Origin of the sequence: Chloroflexus sp. (assembly GCF_034435895.1) — a bacterium.
GTDB lineage: Bacteria > Chloroflexota > Chloroflexia > Chloroflexales > Chloroflexaceae > Chloroflexus.
Genome location: NZ_DAOTWH010000031.1, coordinates 1 through 17,502 on the forward strand (window position 1 = coordinate 1; position 17,502 = coordinate 17,502).

The window sequence follows — 17,502 nt, forward strand, 5'->3', positions numbered from 1 at the left end:
GCTGCTGGCGCGTGCGGCGCGCTGCGCTGGGCCAATGCCCGCCCCAGCAGCGCGATCAGGGGCACCGTCAACGCGCTGATCACCGCCTGCACCAGCCGCAAGTTCTGCACCAACGAATCGACCACAAGGATCGCAGCCGCGAGAAAGAGCGGATAGAGCGGCGGGCGCATCAAGCGCAACTCGACGTAGCGCCGCTCTTGCAAGAGGGTGAGCGCCTGCGCCAAATATTCGGCCTCATCGCCTCCCAGCGGATACAGCTCGCGCCAGCGCCAGACCAACAAGCGCAACAGCAGCGCCAGCGCAGTCAGCGCCGCTACCGCAAGCCACCAGCGTCGATTGTGGCGCCGTTCAATGGCCATGCCAGACCTCAGTATAACGCCAAGATGCAATCCTACACTTCCCCTATGTCCTTGCGAGCCACCGCTCCCCTTTTGTCATTGCGAGCCGCGCGGTAGGGGCCGAGCGGCGCTCGGCCCTTACGCGGCGCAGCAATCCCCCGCGAGCGCGGGAGCGGAGCCTTTCCGGTCGCTCCCCGGTTGTCATTGCGAGGGCGCGCAGCCCCCGAAGCAATCCCCCGCGAGCGCGGGAGCGGCGCTTTTCCGCCGAAGGGGGAGATTGCTTCGGTCGGACGGCAGCCACCTGCGTTGGCCGCCGCCACTCCCTCGCAATGACAAGGCAGAACCCACCGCCCCCTCACCGCACCTCAGCCCAATCGAGCTGGAAGGCCAGAATCCGTACCTGCCCGACCTGCGGCCCTTGCCGGCGCACCAGATCGAGCGCATCGGGCACGAAGCCGGGACTGGTCAGCGTGATCACATAATCGGCCCCCGCCGGCAAGGCCGGCAATGGTACGCAGTATTCGCGCAACGAGCGTTCAGGCATGAACATCCCCAGCACCGTCTCACCCAGCGCCACTTGCACGGTTGGCGACGGCAGATCGGGCGGCCAGTTGGCTGCCGCCCGCACGCAGAACTGGCGCGGCTGGCCGGTCGCCGCCGCGGGGAAGCGCAAGCGGGAAGTCTCGCTCGCCCACCGCACTGTTGCCCCCAACACCGGATCAAACTCGCCGAGATAGAAGCCATCAATATAGCCGAGGTCGTTATCATCGGCTAGATCGATCCGGTCGCCGGGCAGGCGCGGCGGGTGCAGCCAGCGCCACGCCCACGCCGTCGGGTTCCAGTCATCAACCAGCGTCAAGCCCAGCCATTGGCGCGCGCCAGCCAGATCACCCATCTGGCGCAACAACTCGCCGCGCACTACCGCCGTTTGCCAAGGGTAGAGCGGCTGTCCTTGCGCTAACAATTCCAACCCCTGCGCCGGCTGGCCGCGCCGCACCGCCAACAACGGCTCGGCTACCGCCCGCGCATACTCCGGCAACGCAGGATCGGCCAGCGCCTGCGCCCACGCCACCAGATCATCGCGTTCGACCGCCGCTTCCAAGCGCACCGCCGCCTCATACTGCGGACGGCTTTGCCATGCGATCTGGGCCGCCGCCAGCGCCGACGGGTAGGGGCCAAAGTACGACGCCCAACGGGAAGGCGCGCCCGGCGTTAGTGGTTCAAGGTAAGCGTACGGCGTGGCGGCGACTAGCCACAAAACGAGCGCTAACAGGGCGTAGAGCTGTGTTTGCCAGCTTGCCAGCCATTGCCGCCAGTGCGGCAGCGCCGCCAGCGCGAACATCGCCAAGGGGAAGAGAAACGGCAGCAGTGGCGTGCGAAAGCGGTTGATCGCAAACAATAGCGGCGCGGCAGCGAGATTGTAGAGCAGCCACAGCCCAATCAAGCCAAGCAGTGCGCCGCCAGCATCTTTGCGCCGCAGCGTTGCCCAGCCTACTACCGCCAGCGGCAGCGTGATGATGTAGAGCGTATCATCGAGCAGCAGCAGCGCCAGCGTATACCAGCGCGGCAACCGCCCTAGTGCAAACCCTTCGGCCAGCCGTTCGGCGCCGCTGTAGTTGATTTGAAACAGATCAACCAGTTCAATCAGCGTCTTCTCGACGAACGCCCATGGTTTGGCCCAGATCAAGCACCACCCTTCGGCACTGAGTAAGCGTTGCCGCTCGGCTTGGGTGATCGCCGTTACCGGCTTCGCCAGCGCGGCGCTGAGGCGTAGATCACCGGTTTGGGCGAGACACGAACCGGCGGCCAGCGCCGCGCGCGCGCCATCATCGAGGGTGGGATCGAGCAAGGCCAGCGTGAAGTTGCGCGTCGGCGCATCGCTGCGCCCGCCGTCGTAAGCAGTGCGCCCGCCCAGCGCCAGATTGTACGCGCCGGTGGTATCGATCACGATCAAGCCGCCGTAGGTGCGCGAAGCGTAGAGCGCCCACGGCCCGATCAGCGCGCCAGCAGCCAGCAAGGGTAGAAGTGCCGCCATGAACCGCTCGCGCCAGCCGCCGCTCGCCCGCCAGCCGATCCAGAGCGCGGCCAGCGGCAAGAAACCGAGCAACAAGCCACGGGTGAGCGTTGCCAAACCGAGCAATAGCCCACCGAGCAGCAGATTCCGCCGCCGCTGCGGATCGGCCAAGAGCAAGAACGCCGCCAGCAGCAGCGTGATAAACAGCGTCTCGCTGAGCAAAAACTGCGGGTACACCGCCAATGGCAGCGCCACCGCGCTGAGTAACGCTGCGCCACCAGCAATCAGCGACGAACCCCCCAGCCGCCGTTGAGGTGCGGACAACACATGTGGTCGATCACAAGCGTTGATCGTGGTGCGATGCCTCAAAGCCCGGTGCTGCCCCCCTCTCCCGCGATAGTAGGAGAGGGGCTGAGGGTGAGGGCCATCAGCCCGCGAAGCGGGCTTCGTAACCATAGCCCGGCCCTTCAGGGCCGGGTTCCGGGTAAAATGTTCTGTCCGCCTCTCGACCAGCCGCCGGGTCAGGGCATAGACCAACCCGACATTCAGCAGGCTGAGCAACGTCTGGCTGGCGAAAATCACGGCCAGATTCCGCCCGAACAGCGCAACATGCGCCGCCAGAAACAACGGATAGAGCGGCGCCCGCGTCCAGAGATAGCCAGTATGCCACGCAAAGCCACGCCCATGGGCCAGCCAATCGGCGGCAGCCAAATACTCGGCTTCGTCGGAAATCAAACCGAGCCGCGGCAGATTGCCCCACAGCGCCACCCGCAGCGCCGCGCCGATCAGTAGGGCCAGCAGCAGCGGCCAATGTTGGGTATAGCGATTGTTATGAAGTGAACGCACAATAATGATGCAAAACGAGTTGAACGTCTACAGATAAGAATGACGTTTGCAGCTCTTGCGGCCTCTTCCCCCTCCCGTACGGGCACAGCGCTGCTGCGCCCTCAGCGCCGCCCCGCCCCCTCTCCCTCCCGTACGGGCACAGCGCTGCTGTTCCCCAGCCCTGCGCTGCTGCGCCCATCCCCAACCACCTCAATCGTCGCCAACCACAACCGGCCAGCACTCAACGCCCCCTCGCCGCGCACCGGCAACCGCCCCTCTGGCGACGGGTCAGACGGCCGGTACCAACCAATCAATAGCCGGTACTCCCCCGGCGGCAGATCGCGCGGCACATGCACCGTCCGGTCATCGCGGGCCGGTTTGCCCGGCAACCACGTGCTGGTCGGAAGATAGCCGGCTAACGGTTGGCCGTCATCACCGGCGACCGGCGGCTGGTCGCAGTCACGGCAAAGATGAATAAAGAGGCTGTAGTCTTCGGGTAATGGCCGGCCCACATCCCAAAATAGGCTGAGCGGAATATTGCCCCCGGCCCGATACACCCCCGGCCCAGCGGGAGTCGTGGCCTTGAGCGTGTACCCCAGCAACTGCAGATCGTCACCGAACGTCGCTGTCGCCGGCGTCGCCGGCTGTACCAGCTCGCCAGTAATGTACGCTTCCGGCGCTTCTTGGCAAAAGAGATGCACCCCTTGAAAACGCCAGATGCCGCACGGCCACGTGCGCTGTTCGCGGCTAAAGGCCCAGAAGTTGCCGACCAAGCCATACTCGTCGCCGGGCAGCGGCGGATCAACGGTGCGGGCATGGTCGGGTGCAATCAGCAGCAAGCTGCGCGTATAGCCGGCCAGCGCCACCCGCCGCTCGGCATCCCACTCGCGCTGGCTATAGTTGTTCTCGCCCGTCCAGAAGTTGGCAAAGGTGATCGGCTCTGGCGACGGGTCGGCGCTCAGCCGCGCCATGTAGTAGGCGTAGAGCGGGCGCAAGTAGCCGGGATGGATCACCACCGCATCGTCGGGATGCACCCGCCGGGCCAGTTCGGCGATCGCTTCGCGGTACTGTTCTTTGACCGGATCGCCGGAAAAGAGGCCAAAGCGCGGTTGGAAGAGCGCCAAACCGCTGGTGATCAGCGCACCGGCAAGAGCAAGAGCGCCCAACCCCCGCCATAATCCAACACCCGGCCCGGTGTTGCGAGGCGCAGCCCCCATTGCCAACACCACCACCCACACCGGAAAGATGATCATCAGGTAACGCGCTTCGTAGAGGCGGGTAAAGAACAGTTGCAACCCAAAGAGGGCCAGCGGCACGCCGCCCATGATCCCGATCACCAGCGCCGTTGGGCGCGGTGCGGCGCGCAAGGCGATCAATCCCAACCCAAACAGCAACAGCCACGGCACTAACCACCACCACGGCAGATCACCCGGCCAGCGGTCGAGACTAAACCGGGTAAAGGTCAACCACAGCGCCCGCAGCGGATCCGCCGCGATCGACGCCCCGCTAGCGGCGCGGTCGCTGCCTATCCCGGCGGCCATGGCCGCAATCATGCCCGCGCCAACTAGCAGCAAGCCAGCCGCGATCGGCCATGCGTAACAGCGCGGACGGCTAAATAGCCAAATCAGCGCTGCGCTCAGCGCCAGCAGCGCCGTCAGCCGGTGGATGAAGAAAGCAACGATCACCAGCCCGATCAGCCAGCCCCAATCCGCCAGTCGATCGCTCTGCGCGGCGCGCAACGCCAGCCAGAGCAGCGCGGCGCTAACGAGCAACACCAACGCGTAGACCTTAGCTTCTTGCGCATACCAGAGGGCAAACGGCGATAGCAAGCCGTTCAGCGCCGCCGCTGCCGTAGCGATCGTTCGTTGCGGTTCAGCGGGTGCGGCTGCCCGCGCCGCCAGCGCCAGCAATGGCACACTGAGCGCGCCGGCCAGCGCCGAGGGCAACCGCAACGCCCACTCGCTCGCGCCGGCCAGCTCGATCCACCCCTTCAGCAGCAGATGGTAAAGCGGATAGGCCGCATTGGGCAGCACCAGATCAAGTACCAATACTGGCAATGGCTGCATCGCCATCGCCCAACTGTTGCCCTCATCGAGCCAGAGGCTCTGCGCATCGAGCCGGTAGAGGCGCAAGCCCAACGCGACGAGACCAATCACCACCCAGAACGCAACCCAACGGCGGTTCATCACCCTCCCTCACCGCGCAGCGCGGCAGCAAAGGCAGCTTCGTAACGCGCCGCGGTCTTCTCCCAAGTCAATTCGGTGACAATCCGCCGGCGAGCCGCTTCTCCCAACCGCGCGGCCAGCTCTCGGTCGGCGATCAAGCGGCCAATCGCCGCCGCCAGCGCCCCCACATCGCGCTCCGGCACGATCAACCCATGCACGCCATCGTCAATCACATCCGGCACGCCGGCCACTCGCGCCGCCACAATCGGGCGCGCCGCGCCCATCGCTTCCAGCAACACGTTGGGCAGACCGTCAACACCATCGCGCACAATTGGCAACGCAAAGATATCCGCTGCCGCCATCGCCATTGCGGTGCGTTCGCGGTCAAGCTGGCCGGTAAACAACACCGCCGGCGCAATGCCCAACCGCGCTGCTTGCGCTTCCAGCGCCGGACGCAGATCGCCGTAGCCGACAATCACCAGCCGCGCGGTGGGATGCATCCGCAACACTGCCGGCCACGCATCAAGCAACACGCTAAACCCTTTTTTAGCCACCAGCCGGCCCAAACCTAACACCAGCGGCGCATCAGCCGGAAGGCCCCATTCGGCCCGAAACTGCTGCGCTGCCGCCGGATCAGGCCGGAACTGGGCTGGATTGACTCCATAGGGAATCACAAAGGTGCGGGCCGGATTAGCGCCCAAGCGCACGCCTCGCATGCTCAGATCGGCGCTGCACGCCGTCACTGCCGCCGCGCGCCGGAAGACAAAGCCGGCTAACGTTCCCATGAATCGCTGCGTCTCGGCCAGATAAATGTCACTGCCGTGCAAGCTGACCACGAGCGGCAGCCGCGCCGCTAACGCCGCCAACGCCGCCGGCGGGCCATTGGGCAACACCCAGTGCGCTTGCACCAAATCGAACGGGCGTCCAGCGGCGCGCGCTTGTCGCAATTCGCGCTGTAATGCCAACCACGATGCCGGCAACGCAAACGGCGCCGCCAGCCATGCCCGCTCGCGCACCTGCGTGTCGCTCTGCAACGACTGCGCATAGCCCCAGATATTCAACGCCGGGTGGGGCGCATAGCGAAAAAAGCGCAGCTCGATCCCGCGTTCGCGGGGTTGGCGGCGCAGTTCTGGGTGCCACGGCGCCACCAGCGTCACGTGGTGGCCACGCGCAGCGATGCCCGCCGCAATCTCTTCGATGAAGGGCGCGGTCGTCTCGCGAGGATATTTAGGCAATGACGAAGCCAGCATTAAGATGCGCATGGCGAGCTTATTCCATCACGAATCGGGAATGCGATAAATAAAGGCGCGAAAATCCGGCGTCGGGCTGGCATACAGCAACTCAAAGCCGTTGATCACCATGCCCGGTTGGTTAGAGTGATCCATCAGCGGCGCCAACAACCGGCCCGCGTCGCCCTTAACTCGCATTTGATTCTCTAACACCAAATATTTCGCCCCGTAATAGCGGGCAATCTCCAACAACAACGCGCGATCAGCCGTGTTCGGGATCATCACTGCTGGTCGTTCAGTATGCCAATTCACCTGCCACGGCAAGCGGGTCATAATCACCGTGTCCGGCGGCGTGTTAGCCTGTAACCATTCATAAGCCGCCAAATCTTGCTGCCAAATGCGCGGTTCGTTGCGCACTTTGTCTTCGATGTCGGCTTGTGAGCCAGCCACAATCGTCACGATCGCTGCCACCGCCAACACCAACCCCAACGGCGCCCAGCGCCGGTCGCCGATCGCGGCTAGCTTATCATAACCGGCCCAAATCATCCATGCCGCCAGCAACGCCAGCCACGGGATGATCATCACCCAATACCGTTCTTCGTTGGCGCGCCAGTAGGTGAGCATGAAGATGATGTACGGCGTGTAGGCAAACACCATGAGGCTCAGCCAGCGCCGCCGGTACGCTGCCGCAGCCAAGACGCCGGCCAGCGCCAGCCATGCCCCCAGCGGGGTGAGAATGTTTTTGCGCGCGTCGTGGCTAAATAGCGCCGCCAGCGGTTCGGGAGCGCCCGGCCATGCCGGCATAAGGTAGGCGCGCAACTCACGCACCTGCGTCTCGAATTTGGTCTGGGTCGCGTCAAACCCCCAGCGCATGATCCAACTGCGATCAGGTAAACCCGGCCCGCCCCACTCTGGAGCAAAGACACGGTAGATTTCCGACCACGCATCGCCGCTGACACCGCGGTAGTCGAGCACCCATGCATCGTAGCTTTCGGTGCTGTAGACTGGTTTGCCGAATAGGATCATGTTGCGGGCGAGATACGGTGAAAGGATGAGCAGCGCCACCGCCGACCAGACGACCACCGGCGCTAACCCTGCGCGTAGCCGTTGCCAACGTTGCTGCCAATCAATCGCCGTGCGCAGCTCATTGGCGATCAGCGACAGTTGCCAGAGACCCATACCGAACGCGAACATCGCTCCGCTCGGCTTTTGCAGCATCATCAACCCGGTGCAGACGGCTGAAACCAGTAGCCAGCGCCACCGCCGCGCCAGATCGGTCTGGCTGCGCAGCAAGGTCGCGATTGCGGCCATATTGAACACGACAAAACCCAGATCGTTGGTGACGTAGATCGACAGCCGGAAGAAGAGATAGTTGGTCAGCACGAAGATGACCGCCGTCACCCCGACCCGCCGATCCCAGAGCCAGCTCCCGACCGCGTAGATGAGTCCCGCCAAGATGATATCAAAGATAAAATTGGGTATCTTCGCCGCCCACGCCGTCGGGCCGAACAGAGCAAAGAAGGGCGCAATCCAGACTGGCTGCAACAGCGGCCACGTCTCTTGCGGGCGGGTGAGGCTTGCGTAGCGATAATAAAACTGGCTAATGTAATCAACCACCCATCCGCGCCCGCGCACAAGATTGCGCGCGACGATCGCATTATCGCTATAATCGGCGTGGCCCACGTAGGGTAACGTTGCGGCGACGACCGCTTCAAAACCCAGCCAGATCAGCGCAAACGTTCCAAGCACGATCCACGCGCCGCGCCGCGCCGCAAACCAATCGACGATCGCATCGCTCAGGCGCGGCAACCCGGCCCGGCCATAGTTCAACCCCAACGCCGCCAACGCCGTCCCCAGCAAAGCCAGCAAGAGCGAATCGGGGAAGGTCTGCCAGAACAGCCGCACCCCAGCCGCTGCCGCCCAATCGATGGCGTGCAACAGCACATACCCAAAACAGAGCAACGCTACCGCGACCAACCCATAACCGAGCGCGCGGCCTTGGCTGTAGCGCCGCACGAGCATCTGGATCAGCGCCAGCAACGGTTGGCGATAGGCGATCACCAGCAACACCAGCAAGCCGGTCATCGCCACACTCAAGATCGCCGCCATCCAAATCCGGGCCACTGCCAAACCAATCGCCGCCGCACCAATCCCCACCGCCGTGCCGCCGTACACCAGCGCCGGACTTAACCGCAACCGCGCCAACAAGATGTAGAGCAGCACCGCATTCCAACCGAGCAAGGCCACTGCCGGCCATGCCGGCAGCAAGAGCGTGGCCGGTTCGCTCACCGGTTCGATCCGCACCTCGGCCAGCCGCACCCCCTTTTGGCGCGGATCGCGGCTATCGGCCAGCGTCGCCGAGGTTTGCAGCGTGATCGTCAGATCGCCGTGCTGGTGGGCAATCCCCGGCACGGCAAAGGAATATTCGGCCCATGTGCTGGTTGGGGTAAACTCGCCGACAACCGAATGGTCAATCGCGACCGTCACCACCGGTTGCGCGCCAACCTCCGCCGGCCAGCCTTGCGCCACCAACGTCACCTGCAACGGCAAGCCAGCACCGACATTCGGCAGCACCACCACGGCCCGCTCGCGCGTCCACCGCGAGCGCGTCGTCGGCGAATCAGGCGTCAGTTCATCAGCAAACAACTCGCCGCGCCGCACCGGTTCAGCGCCCAACCCCGGACTAACCCCAACAAAGAGCCGGTCACCGGGCCAGCCGATCGCGATCCGGCCTTGCGGCGGCGCTTGATACGCCATCGCCCCAGCCAGCAAGGCCAGCGCCAAGATTAACAACAACGCGCGTACCGTGGCCCGAACATCTGTCCCTCTCACGGTCACGCGCACATACTCGGCTCTGGTTGAACGATCGCTAACAGCCATGACACTCCTACCCGTGCGGCCCAATGCCGACGGCCATTATACCGCCAATCGGTCTGAACTGCGGCTTATAGCGGGCTGATAATTGCTTAAGGCGCGACGCTGTAGCTTTTGGCCTATGGAGTGCGGCAGTGCAACTGCCGCACCTGAACAGGAATATGTTGTTATATGGCAATACGACTAAAGAAACGCTGTTGCGAGTGCTACAATAGAAACTACTTGCAAAGGAGGCGGTTATGAGCGACCAAAACACCTCTTCATCCTCCGCCAGTACCGTCACGTTAGACACAACCGAGCGAAAGCATCTGAGCCACATTGCCCATCTTGCCGCCTATCGGGCGTTGCAACGTTGCGCTGCTACAGCAGTCACCCAGATTGCCGAGACCGTTCCTGAGCAACGCCCGGTCGTGTTCGTTGATCGACTTATTGATGAACGCGACGCATTGTTAGTGGACTATATTCGCGCTCGGCTCAAGGCGTGGCAACGGATATCACTTCCCGCCCAGCGCGAGGTAAGGAGGTCACAAGATGGATTACCAGCAGAGGCTGATGTTACTACATCTAAATCAATCCTGAGCTTGGAGCCGATAAAATCTACTCTTGATAGTGTAGAAGAAATTATTAATGCACTGGCTAATGTCACAAATAGCCTCGCGAAGCTCACTGCCCTCTTTCGCAGTGAATTTACACTCTTCCCGGTGACAACTGCTATCGACAGCAACACTTTGCGCGCTGCATTAGCCTCTGCTTTTGCGCAGCGCAAATGGCAGACGTTACCGTTTCCGCTGCCGAATCCGAAAGCGGAAGATGAGCATCATCCAACCCTGTTCCATCTGATCAAAACGATCGCCGGCAATCTGGCCCAGACCCCGCCGGCTTCGCCCCAACAATTCCTCGAACTGCTCAAAGCATGCGACTCTGAGCTGACACAGATATGTACTCCTCCGCCAATAGTTACCACTACCTCGGACGGCGCCACTCCAGCTCAGACCGATACCAAGTCCGAATCATTACTAGCACGCGCACTTTTGGTTGAATGCCTGCGCCGCGCAGACCCGCCGCTTTACCAACTTGCTGCACGAATCACGCAAGTAGGCAGCGATATGATGATCCGGAAACATCTTTTCTCGGCTGATCGCCTGATCTTTATCGGCGGTTGCACAATTGAATATGTGCTGGCGAATCCAAATGGCGAAATTGTCGCCGCCAATCTGGTACAGAGTTCCGAACAAATTACGCTGAAGTTAGGCGTGAGGAAGAGTAAAATCAACTTCGAGATACTATCACAAACAAAGCACTAAGAGACAAACGGCAACTTCCCAAAGAAACAAGCACACTCTCCAGTCTGCACAGCGCACTCTACCAGCATAGCCCGGCCCTTCATGCCGGAGCAGGGATAGCCGCAAAAAGTACCCACTCCCCCTTGGCATTGCGAGCCACGCGGTAGGGGTAGCGTGCGGCTCTGCCCCTCGCACGGCGAAGCCATCCCCCACGAGCACGGGAGCACGCCGCACAGGGGCCTGTTTCCGCTAAAGCGGGAGATTGCTTCGGGCGCTGCGCGCCCTCGCAATGACATCGGGTGAACGCGCCACCCGCCCCCCATTGTCACTACGAGCCGCCGCAGGCGGCGAAGCAATCTCCCGCGAGCACGGGATACCATCACTCATCGATCAGCCCGCACCGCGGACTTCGCCACCACAGCCCGACCAGACACAACACCCACAAGCATCGTTTTGTGTTTTTTGCGTCTCTTCGTGGCTATTCATCCCCCTCTTTACGGCTTTGCCAGTTGCATCACGCCGCCATGCCTGTTATTATCAGACGCTATGATCTGGACAATTTCTGACCTCCATCTTTCGTTCGCTCGTCCCAAGCCGATGGACATCTTCGGTCCCGGCTGGAAGGATCATCCCGATCGCATTGCCGAAGCATGGCGCGACCGGGTGGCGCCCGGCGATTGGGTGTTAATCGCCGGTGATATTTCGTGGGCAATGAAATTGCAAGACGCGCTGCTCGATTTGCAGTGGATCGATGCCTTGCCCGGCACGAAGGTACTGATTCGTGGCAATCACGACTATTGGTGCCCGCGCAGCGTTAATTCGATCCGCCGCCACTTGCCGCCGAGCTTGCGCCTGATTGGCGCCGATGCGCTCGATATCGGCGAGGCAGTAGTCTGCGGCACCCGCGGCTGGATTACGCCGGAAACTCCCGGCTTTGCTGAGAAGGATCTGCCAATTTACCAGCGCGAGCTGGGGTTGCTTGATCGAGCGCTGAAAGCGGGCCGCGCTTTAGCGGTCGGTAAACCGTTGATTGTGATGATCCACTTCCCGCCGTTCGTTAATCGCCAGCCGACCGAGTTTGCCCGTCTGATCGCCGCTAGCGATGCCACCGCGTGCATCTACGGCCATCTCCACCGCCGGTACGACTGGGATAACGCTGTGCAAGGGCGGGTTGATGGGGTGTATTATCAATTGACCTCCTGCGATTATTTGGGGTTTGGGCCGGTAGCCGTGCGGGGATTCATCTAAACACGCACGGCTGTGCGTCTCTAAGACACACGGCCGTGCGTCGCTTTGCCGTGCGGGAATTCATGTAAAGACGCACGGCTGTGCGTCTCTATATATCACCGGCGGAATATATCCTGAATATCGCCGATGATCCGCTCGATAATCGCCCGCATCTCACCCACCGCCACGTCGAGGTTGTTGTCGGTTGGCGCGGCATCCTCATTCGGCATCAGTAGCCACAACACGATATAGAGCACCACGCCAATCCCGTTGAAAAAGATCAAGATCGCGAAGCCAAGCCGTACGAAGATCGGATCGATTCCGAAATAGTTGGCTAATCCACCGGCAACGCCGGCCACCATCCGGCCCGCGCGCGCTCGCAACAGACGTTGGGTTTGCGTGTTCATATCTCCTCCTCCCACACCAAACCTATCTCGCCTATGTGACGATGGCTAGCGCTTGCCAGTTGCATGGCTAGCTATGACAGTCTAGCATCTGTCTTTTGATATTGATGATGTTTGTGCGTTATGGTGATAAAGTACCAAATATTTTTATGCATTGTATTGCAATTAAACTATGTTTTGTAGTATTTTACTTAAGATTAAAGATCGATTACAATATGAGCAGGGAAGCTATGCTCACGCATTACATCGCTGACCAATCAACGATGACAAAGATCTCGTCGTCGATCACCTCGACCGGATAGGTGGCGATCTGCAAGCCTACCGGTGGCACGATGCTCTTGCCAGTACGCACATCGTAGGTCCAGCCATGCCACGGACAGGTGACAGTGTGTTCGATCAAAACTCCTGCCGAAAGCGGCCCGCCCTCGTGCCGGCAACTATCACTGAAAGCGTAGATCGTGCCGGCAACATTCGCCAGCCCGATCGGCAAGCCATCAATCTCAACATAGCGCATCCGTCCGGGAGGTAGTTCACTGAGATGGCACATTTTGAACCGTTCCATAACCTTTATTCCATTGACAGCCCTATCATCGATCCGTTACAGTACAGCTAATACACCATGATAAACGTCCTTAACCTCTTGCACGTAGCGCCTGTTGCCACAAATCGAGGTGATCGTATGCCGCCGCTCGCGATTAATCAGCGCCAACTAGAGACCCTTAGCCAGTTGCTTATTGCCGGCGGCCACCACGAAGTGGCCGATCTCTTACAGGCGTCGCTTGAGCGTTTGATCGCTTTCTGGCCGGCCCAAGCTGGTGCGCTGCTCTACATCTCGCCCTACGGCGAAACAACCAAAGTCACCCGTGGTCAGCTCGACGCCGAGACGCTCTCGCTGATCGAGCAGGCTCGCGATGGCTTTGCCCGCCGCGATGATAGCGGCGAACCAATTGTCGGTTCGTATTCGATCGACGACAGCCGCGATCTGATCGAGTTGCCGTTGCAGAGCGGCGGCCAAGGGGTTGGTCTCCTCCATCTGGTCGTGAGCCGCGCCAACCAGCAATCGAGCAGCACTCCGCCGCTTGATGAAGAGCTACTGGTACTCTTGGTGCGCGCCATTGGCGGTGAAGCTGATAAGCTCGCGATGCTGCGCCGCGCCGAGCGCGATCTGCGCGAACTCCATTTACTCTACGAAATCGGCCAGTCGCTGGCAGTCAATCTTGACCTCACTAGCCTGCTTAATGATATTAAGTTGCGCGCGCCAAAGGTGGTCGGCGCCGAACGCTGTTCGATCTTTATCCTTGACGAAGACACCCGCGAGCTGGTGTTAGAAATTCCCGGCGAGCAGCGCCAGTACCGGATGCCTGCCGACCGTGGCATTGCTGGGTGGGTGGTCTCGCACGGCGTGGGCCAGATCGTCAACGATGTCGAACACGATCCCCGTTGGTACGATGCGATCAGCCGCGAAGCCGATTTTGTCACCCATTCGATTGTCTGTGTGCCGATGCGGGTGAAGGATCGGGTCATTGGCGCGATGCAGTTGCTCAATAAGGCCAATGGCCAGCCGTTCACCGAGCAAGATATGCAATTGCTGACGACGCTGGCAGCGCAGGCGGCCATTGCGATCGAGAATGCCCGCCTCTACCAGCGCCTCAAGGAAGAGCGCGACCGGCTGTTGCAGAAAGAGGCTGAGGTGCGCTCAGCTATTGCCCGCGATCTGCACGATGGCCCTACCCAGAGCGTTGCTGCCATCGCGATGAATATCGAGTTTATCAAGCGTCTGTTCAAGGCGATGCCCGAACGGGTGCCCGCCGAACTCGATACGCTGGCCGAACTCGTGCAGAAGACGACGCATGATATCCGCACCCTACTCTTCGAGTTACGCCCGCTCGGCCTTGAGACGCAGGGGTTGCTGGTCACGCTGCAACAATATGTTGATCGCTGGCGCGATCCCTCTGGTCACGACACTAAGCTGCGCCTCGAAGCGCCATCACAAGTACCGCGCTTGCCGCCCGAAATTGAAGCCGCTGTCTTTATCATCATCCAAGAGGCGGTCAATAATGCCCGCAAGCACGCCCAGAGCGATCTGATCACGATTTACCTCTACGTCGAGGAAGATCACTTTGTCGCAAGCGTGCGCGATCGCGGGCGCGGGTTTAATGTCGCCGCCGTTGAGAGCGGTTATGCCAACCGTGGCAGCCTTGGCTTGCTCAATATGAAAGAACGGGCGCGCCTGATTGGGGCCGATCTGCGCATCCGCAGCGAAATCGGGCAGGGGACGACGGTTGAGCTGCGGATCCCCTTGAATCAATCACGGTGATCGAGCGGGGCGGGTTTGAGGCCCGCCCCCTGACTCGTAAGGGCGGGTTTCAAACCCGCCCCTACTTACAACCCGCCCTTACTGTGCTTCATCCCAACGCCGCGCGAGCGGCCAAGGCCTCTTTCACCAGTCCAGCAATGTCGGTCGGCATGCGGGCCACCCGTACCCCCACGCTCTCTAATGCAGCGATCTTCTCTTGCGCGGTGCCTTCGCCGCCGCTGATGATCGCGCCGGCATGGCCCATGCGCTTGCCGGGAGGCGCCGTCTGGCCAGCAATGAAACCGACGACAGGCTTGGTCACGTGCGCTTTGATGTACGCCGCCGCTTCTTGCTCGGCAGTGCCGCCGATTTCACCAATCAACACAATCGCTTCCGTCTGCGGATCGGCCTCAAACATCGCCAGCACGTCAATGAAGTTGGTGCCAATAATCGGGTCGCCGCCGATACCGACGATCGTACTCTGGCCGATGCCAATCCGGGTGAGGGCATCCACCGCTTCGTAGGTCAACGTGCCTGACTTGCTCACAATCCCCACTGGGCCGGGCATCGCAATATTACCGGGAATAATGCCAACTTTGGCCGCTCCCGGCGTCAGCAGGCCGGGACAGTTCGGCCCGATCAGCCGCACGCCGCACTCTTGCACAAAGGCGTAGGTGCTGACCATATCAAGCGCCGGGATGCCCTCGGTAATGCACACGATCAGGGGAATGCCGGCAGCAGCCGACTCACGGATGGCATCAGGCGCAAACGGCGCCGGCACATAAATCACCGCTGTGTTTGCACCCGTCGCCGCCACTGCCTCCGACACGGTATTGAAGACCGGCACCTGCCCATCGATCGCCGTCTGGCCACCCCGCCCCGGCACCACCCCAGCCACGACCTTCGTGCCATAGTCGAGCATCTGGCGGGTATGAAACTCGCCTTCTTTCCCGGTAATACCCTGCACCAGCAATCGGGTATTGGCATCGATCAGGATGCTCACGCGCGCCTCCTTGTGCTTTTTTCATATCTATTACTCGTGTCGAGCTACTATGTGTATCTGCAATCCCGTTTCTCTGTTCCCTGCCCCGGTTTAATACCCATCACTACTTGGCCGCTCCGGCGCGGCGCCTTCCGCTTCTTGCACGATCGCCACCCCCGCCGAGGTGCCAATGCGGGTCGCGCCAGCAGCGATCAGTTCTTGCGCCGCCGCCAACGAGCGTACGCCGCCCGATGCCTTGACCCCGATCGTCAGCCCGACCGCCGCGCGTATCAGGGCAATATCGGCCACTGTCGCCCCTCCCGGCCCGAAACCGGTGCTGGTCTTGACGAAATCGGCCCCGGCCCGCACGGCCAGCAGACACGCCATCACCTTTTCCACATCGGTGAGCAGGCCGGTTTCAAGGATGACTTTCACCAGCACGCCACTGGCATGAGCGGCATCGGTCACGGCCCGAATATCGTCAGCAACGGCATGGTATTCACGCCCACGCAGCGCACCCACCGCCAGCACCATATCGACCTCGCGCGCGCCATGCCCAATGGCCTGCACCGTCTCAAACACTTTAACCTTCGTCGTGGTTGCGCCGAGGGGAAAGCCGATAACTGTACAGACCCGCACCGGCGACCCGGCCAACGCGCGCGCGCATCGCTCGACATACCGTGGATTGACGCAGACGCTGGCGAAGCGGTAGCGCTCTGCTTCGTGGCATAATCGATCGATCTGATCGGCAGTCGCTTCGGGTTTCAACAGCGTGTGATCAATGTAACTTGCAATCGGCGTATCTGAAGCAGGCAGCGACGGCGGGTTCGGCAGTTGCGTCCCGGACGGCAACCCGACCAACGCTTCCATCTGCGCGCGCACCTGCGCAATCAGGTCTTCCACGACAACGCTCCTCTTGACGGCTGGCGCACTGATCCGGCATCATTACACCTTGCTATTGTAGCACAGGCAAGCAAGTGATTGGCTGAATAGCAATGATAGGCAATACTGCCTTAGGAGTTAATATGCCGCAATTTGATGTGATTGGGGTCGGGATCGCCAGTTGGGATCTGATTGGCGTAGCAGCCACACCACCGGTCTTAGGTCTGAAACAACCCCTCGCTGGACGCACCGAGATGGGAGGCGGCCCGGTGGCGACGGCACTGGCCACGCTAGCCCGGTTAGGGGCCACTGTGGCGCTAGTGAGCGCCGTCGGCACCGATCACTACGGCGATGCGATTCGCGCTGAACTCGCTCATTTCGGCATCAATACTTCGTTCATAGTCACCCGCCCCGGTTCATCACACGTGTCGTTTGTGCTGGCCGAGCCGGGCAGCGACCGCCGCACGGTCTGGTGGTACAACGAACCAGCCGTCTTTGCTGACCTTGTCTTCCCCCCAGAACTCGCCTCCCAAACCCGCGCTTTGCTGATTGACAGCCACTTGCCGGCGGCATTATCCGCCGCGCAACAGGTGCGCGCCGCTGGCGGGCGCATTATGATCGACGCCGAACGGGTCAAGCCAGCGGTGATGGAATTACTGCCGCTCTGCGATGATATCGTCGTATCGGCCAATTTTGCCCGCACTGTGACCGGCCTCTCTGATCTGGCCGCCGCGACACAGGTTTTATACAACCGTTACCGGCGCCTGATTGTCGTCACTGCCGGCGAAGCGGGGAGCTGGGCCTGCGACGGCGGTGACGTGATCGACACCCCCGCCTTCCCCACCCAACCGGTCGACACGACCGGCTGCGGCGATGTCTTTCACGGCGCATTGCTCTTCGCCCTCTTGCGCGGCGATCCGCTGCCGGCAGCGTTGCGCTTCGCCAGCGCCGCCGCTGCGCTCAAAACCCGCGGCCTCGGCGGG

At 61.5% G+C, this 17,502-nt stretch carries 12 protein-coding genes and 1 pseudogene; 4 read left to right on the forward strand and 9 right to left on the reverse strand.

Translation table 11 applies throughout. The features are described from left to right. The 5 genes and pseudogenes from U9R81_RS01690 to U9R81_RS01710 form a co-directional block, all read right to left on the reverse strand. Positions 1–359: pseudogene (locus U9R81_RS01690) on the reverse strand (hypothetical protein); the annotation flags it as partial. A gap of 334 nt (positions 360–693) precedes the next feature. Further along, entirely contained in the window at positions 694–3,198 is a 2,505-nt protein-coding gene (locus tag U9R81_RS01695; RefSeq protein ID WP_322493810.1) for a hypothetical protein, read from the reverse strand. Positions 3,199–3,299: 101 nt separating this feature from the next. Then, positions 3,300–5,363: a glycosyltransferase family 39 protein gene (locus U9R81_RS01700; protein WP_322493811.1), complete on the reverse strand. Its 2,064-nt coding sequence runs from the start codon at positions 5,361–5,363 to the stop codon at positions 3,300–3,302. Then, positions 5,363–6,604, reverse strand: coding sequence for a glycosyltransferase (locus tag U9R81_RS01705; protein ID WP_322493812.1), 1,242 nt, complete (start codon positions 6,602–6,604; stop codon positions 5,363–5,365). Before U9R81_RS01705 ends, U9R81_RS01700 begins: the two co-directional genes overlap by 1 nt. Before the next feature lie 15 nt (positions 6,605–6,619). Next, complete coding sequence (locus U9R81_RS01710) at positions 6,620–9,451, reverse strand: glycosyltransferase family 39 protein (protein WP_322493813.1); 2,832 nt, start codon at positions 9,449–9,451, stop codon at positions 6,620–6,622. 233 nt (positions 9,452–9,684) lie between these two features. Here U9R81_RS01710 and U9R81_RS01715 point away from each other — a divergent pair, with 233 nt between their 5' ends. Further along, entirely contained in the window at positions 9,685–10,749 is a 1,065-nt protein-coding gene (locus U9R81_RS01715; RefSeq protein ID WP_322493814.1) for a hypothetical protein, read from the forward strand. Positions 10,750–11,274: 525 nt separating this feature from the next. Next, entirely contained in the window at positions 11,275–11,976 is a 702-nt protein-coding gene (locus U9R81_RS01720; protein WP_322493815.1) for a metallophosphoesterase, read from the forward strand. Between the two features lie 95 nt (positions 11,977–12,071). Here the strand turns inward: U9R81_RS01720 and U9R81_RS01725 are convergent, their stop codons facing one another. Next, positions 12,072–12,362: a PspC domain-containing protein gene (locus tag U9R81_RS01725; protein WP_322493816.1), complete on the reverse strand. Its 291-nt coding sequence runs from the start codon at positions 12,360–12,362 to the stop codon at positions 12,072–12,074. Positions 12,363–12,600: 238 nt separating this feature from the next. Further along, on the reverse strand, positions 12,601–12,921 hold the full coding sequence (locus tag U9R81_RS01730; RefSeq protein ID WP_322493817.1) for a non-heme iron oxygenase ferredoxin subunit: 321 nt from the start codon (positions 12,919–12,921) through the stop codon (positions 12,601–12,603). A 117-nt stretch (positions 12,922–13,038) separates the two neighbouring features. Between U9R81_RS01730 and U9R81_RS01735 the strand changes: the two genes are divergently transcribed. Beyond that, positions 13,039–14,676, forward strand: coding sequence for a GAF domain-containing sensor histidine kinase (locus U9R81_RS01735; protein ID WP_322493818.1), 1,638 nt, complete (start codon positions 13,039–13,041; stop codon positions 14,674–14,676). Between the two features lie 88 nt (positions 14,677–14,764). Here U9R81_RS01735 and sucD read toward each other — a convergent pair whose 3' ends face one another. Together sucD and deoC are read right to left on the reverse strand one after the other, a co-directional pair. Next, on the reverse strand, positions 14,765–15,658 hold the full coding sequence (gene sucD, locus U9R81_RS01740) for a succinate--CoA ligase subunit alpha (protein ID WP_322493819.1): 894 nt from the start codon (positions 15,656–15,658) through the stop codon (positions 14,765–14,767). 90 nt (positions 15,659–15,748) lie between these two features. Further along, on the reverse strand, positions 15,749–16,540 hold the full coding sequence (deoC, locus tag U9R81_RS01745; RefSeq protein ID WP_322493820.1) for a deoxyribose-phosphate aldolase: 792 nt from the start codon (positions 16,538–16,540) through the stop codon (positions 15,749–15,751). Positions 16,541–16,662: 122 nt separating this feature from the next. Here deoC and U9R81_RS01750 point away from each other — a divergent pair. Continuing rightward, positions 16,663–17,502: PfkB family carbohydrate kinase (locus U9R81_RS01750; protein ID WP_322493821.1), on the forward strand; the 840-nt coding region annotated here is incomplete at its 3' end.

What these genes read in the sequence shown, in the direction of transcription:
- U9R81_RS01700 (WP_322493811.1), bottom strand. Translation starts at nt 5,363, where the DNA reads ATGAACCGCCGTTGGGTTGCGTTCTGGGTGGTGATTGGTCTCGTCGCG.
- U9R81_RS01705 (WP_322493812.1), bottom strand. Translation starts at nt 6,604, where the DNA reads ATGCGCATCTTAATGCTGGCTTCGTCATTGCCTAAATATCCTCGCGAG.
- U9R81_RS01710 (WP_322493813.1), bottom strand. Translation starts at nt 9,451, where the DNA reads ATGGCTGTTAGCGATCGTTCAACCAGAGCCGAGTATGTGCGCGTGACC.
- U9R81_RS01715 (WP_322493814.1), top strand. Translation starts at nt 9,685, where the DNA reads ATGAGCGACCAAAACACCTCTTCATCCTCCGCCAGTACCGTCACGTTA.
- U9R81_RS01720 (WP_322493815.1), top strand. Translation starts at nt 11,275, where the DNA reads ATGATCTGGACAATTTCTGACCTCCATCTTTCGTTCGCTCGTCCCAAG.
- U9R81_RS01725 (WP_322493816.1), bottom strand. Translation starts at nt 12,362, where the DNA reads ATGAACACGCAAACCCAACGTCTGTTGCGAGCGCGCGCGGGCCGGATG.
- U9R81_RS01730 (WP_322493817.1), bottom strand. Translation starts at nt 12,921, where the DNA reads ATGGAACGGTTCAAAATGTGCCATCTCAGTGAACTACCTCCCGGACGG.
- U9R81_RS01735 (WP_322493818.1), top strand. Translation starts at nt 13,039, where the DNA reads ATGCCGCCGCTCGCGATTAATCAGCGCCAACTAGAGACCCTTAGCCAG.